The sequence below is a fragment of the Armatimonas sp. genome, from assembly GCF_043760365.1.
In the GTDB taxonomy this organism is placed as follows: domain Bacteria; phylum Armatimonadota; class Armatimonadia; order Armatimonadales; family Armatimonadaceae; genus Armatimonas.
Genome location: NZ_JAYUPA010000761.1, coordinates 1 through 3,471 on the forward strand (window position 1 = coordinate 1; position 3,471 = coordinate 3,471).

The following is a 3,471-nucleotide window of genomic DNA, read 5'->3' on the forward strand; positions in this document are numbered from 1 at the left end:
GACCGGCGGCCTCGTCTTTTCCCTGCCCGCAACGGCCCAGACAACGACTCTCTTTACCGATGACTTCAACCGCGCCAGCCTTACAACGGGCGCACCGACAACCTATCTGACAACTGTCACAGCAGGCGACGGTGGTGCGAGCGTCGTCTCTAGCCAGTTTCTGCGACTTACTAATGATGCTACAGCGGCGGCGAATGCCAGCGGACGAGTCTTTGTCACGGGAGAAACGACTAGCTTCACCGGATTTCAAAGCATACTGAGTACAAACTCTGGCGAGCTGAGCTGGTGCTTCAATGCCAAGAGTAACCGGGCGAGTGATCCGGGTGGTTTTGGGGCAGGAACCTACAGCCTTGCCGTCGTGTTGGGAGCAACGGGTAGCGACCTGATGAGTGCCAGTGGCTATGCGATCGCCTACGGAAACCCGGGCAGCCCGGATCCGATCCGGCTCGTGCGCTTTTCGGGTGGCCTGGATGCCGACACTAACCTGACCACCCTGATCTCCAGCGGTGCTGCGGATCTCGCGGGCTTCGCGAACTACTTCAGTGTCAAGGTGAGCTACACCACCAGCAGCAACGAGTGGCGCTTGTTCGTCCGCGATGACGGGGCGAGTGCGTGGGGCGATCCAACAAGCAATGCGACGCAGATTGGGAGCGCCTTGGCCGACACGACCTTTACCAGTACACCGCTCACTCACTTTGGCTACGCCTGGAACTACAACAGTGCCGCCAGCCAGAGCGCCCAGTTCGATAACTTCACTGTGTCCCGTCTCTCGGGAGCCAGCGCACCGGAGCCCTCGGCACTTGCCCTGCTACTGCCCGGTTTAGCACTGCTGGGGAGACGGCGGCGGGCGTGATATACTGGCAGGATGGGCCGCCGTGGCGTATTGCCAGGCGGCCCAAATTCTGTCTGAAAGGAGGCGGTTCCTTATGTCAAAGCCCATTGTCGCCATCGTTGGCCGCCCCAACGTCGGCAAGTCTACTCTCTTTAATCGTCTCACCGGCAAGCGCATTGCCATTGTGGAGGACACCCCAGGAATCACACGCGATCGGCTCTATGCTGAGGGCGAGTGGAACGGGCGCAACTACACCCTCATTGATACCGGGGGAATCAGCATGGACGAAGACGATCCCATGCAGGCACAAGTGCGTATCCAGGCCGAGATCGCGATGGAAGAGGCAGATGTCATTTTGATGCTCTGCGATGCCGCTCAGGGGGTCACGCCCAACGACCAGGAGCTCGCCAACGAGCTACGGGGTGCCGTGGACGTGCCGCTCTTTGTGGTGGTCAATAAGTCCGATAACCCAAACCGTGATCAGGAGGCGATGGAGTTCTATAGCCTTGGTCTCGGAGAGATCTACCCGGTCTCCGCGATCTCCAGCCGTGGTGTTGGGGACCTCCTTGACCAAGTTGTCGCCGCATTTCCGCCCGAGCAACCCGAGGACGACGACGCGGAGACGATTAAAATCGCACTTGTCGGGAGACCAAACGTCGGTAAGTCCTCGATGGTCAATGCGATTCTAGGGGAAGAGCGCACCATTGTCTCTCCCATCGCCGGAACCACGCGCGATGCGATTGATACCTACTTTGAATTTGAGGGCAAGCGCCTTCTGCTGATTGACACGGCGGGCATTCGGCGCTCGGGCAAGATCCAGGGCACCGTTGAGTACTATTCCGTGCTCCGTGCCCAGCGCGCCATCGAGCGCTGCGATGTTGCCATTACCGTGATTGATAGCATCGAGGGGCTTCTTGACGGCGATAAGCGTGTTCTAGGCATGGCCCATGAGGACGGGAAAGCGAGCGTTATTTGTGTCAATAAGTGGGATGTCGGACGCAAGGGTATCCTCGAAGAGAATACGGGCAAGAATCCCATGCGAATCTTCACCCAGAAGCTGCGCGATGAGCTGCCGTTTGCTCCGTATGCCCCCGTGGCGTACTGTTCCGCGCTGAAATCTACGGGAATCGGTGCATTTTTGGAGACGGCCATCTCCGCCGCCAACAACCATGCGATGCGCATTCCCACCGGGGAACTCAATCGGCTCGTTCGTGATGCCGTCGACTCTCGTCCCTACAACACCAAGGGCCGCTCACTGAAAGTCAAGTACGCCACGATGGCCGCCGTCAAGCCGCCCACTATCGTGCTGTTTGTCAATGACCCGGAGCTGATGCACTTCTCGTACCAGCGCTACTTAGAGAACCAGATCCGCAAGACCTACAGCCTGGAAGGCACGCCGATCAAGATCATCTGCCGTAAGGCCGGCAAAGACCGCGACGACGAGTAAGTTTGAGTAAATAAAAACGCCCCCCTTCGAGGTTGCTCGAAGGGGGGCGTTTTTGGTTTAGGAGCTAGTGGATATACCGACCTGCGGTAAGCCAGAAAATCAGGCCCGAGACGAGCATCGTCACAGGGAGAGTCAGTACCCAGGCAATAAGAATATTACGAATTGTCTTGAACTGAAGCCCGGACTTGTTAGCTGCCATTGTGCCCGCGATTCCTGACGAGAGAATATGTGTCGTCGAGACGGGGGCAGCAAGCCGATCAGCGGCCATGATCGTGAGCATCGCTGTTAGCTCTGCGGCGGCTCCCTGGCCGTAGTTCAGGTGGGCTTTGCCGATCTTCTCCCCAACCGTCACGACAATACGCTTCCAGCCAAACATTGTCCCGATTCCCAGCGCAATGGCAACCGCAACGGTTACCCAAGGAGTGACAAACTCAACTGTGGCTTTGATGTCTTTTTGTCCCTTATCAAGCAGCTCTTTATCATCGGTGCTGAGTCCCTTGATCTTGGCGACTTTCTTGAGTGCGGAGGCGGCCTTCAGAACTTCTTTACGCAGCTCGGCTTGGTCGGCCAGCGGTAGCTCCGTGAGAGTAGCACGGTTGGTAAGAAGCTCCTCAATTTTGTGTAGGCGCTTGTCGGCCTCAGCAGCTTTCTCGTCCTTGGCAAGCCCAGGGCGCTCAACGAGAGTCTCGACCTGTTTGACCACGCTGAGCGTGCTGGCGATCTTCTCGGCGTTGAAGTTCGGGTTGACCGTGAACTGGCCCGGCATCAGGGCGATCAGAACCAGCATCATCAGCCCAATACCTTTCTGGCCATCGTTGGAGCCGTGCGCATAGCTCACTCCTGTACAGGTTCCAATCAGAAGCAAGCGAACTGGCCAAGGCGGAGGAGCGTGGTCTTCCATGTTCTCGGGAGACTGGAACAGCTCGGGGCGCTTGATGAGCAGTTTCATTCCCAGAAAAATCAGAGCGGCCACGCAGAAGCCAATCAGCGGGGCGACAGCTAGCCCTTTGAGGGTGTCGTAGAATTTTTCGAGGTTGACATCTTTATGAGCAAGTATTCCCCAAGTAATCCCGACACCCGTGATCGAGCCAATTAGCGTGTGTGAGCTTGAGGCGGGTAGGCCAATAAACCACGTCGCTAGATTCCAGAGAACAGCGGTGATCAAAATCGAGAGGAGCATCCAGATCCCCAT

At 57.4% G+C, this 3,471-nt stretch carries 2 protein-coding genes and 1 pseudogene; 2 read left to right on the forward strand and 1 reads right to left on the reverse strand.

Annotated elements, in window-relative coordinates:
• Positions 1-853, forward strand: a pseudogene (locus ACH2EH_RS18230) (hypothetical protein); the annotation flags it as partial.
• Between the two features lie 73 nt (positions 854-926).
• Positions 927-2,279, forward strand: coding sequence for a ribosome biogenesis GTPase Der (der, locus tag ACH2EH_RS18235; RefSeq protein WP_395143844.1), 1,353 nt, complete (start codon positions 927-929; stop codon positions 2,277-2,279).
• Positions 2,280-2,343: 64 nt separating this feature from the next.
• Here the strand turns inward: der and ACH2EH_RS18240 are convergent.
• A partial coding sequence (locus ACH2EH_RS18240) for an inorganic phosphate transporter (RefSeq protein WP_395143846.1) occupies positions 2,344-3,471 on the reverse strand: 1,128 nt, incomplete at its 5' end.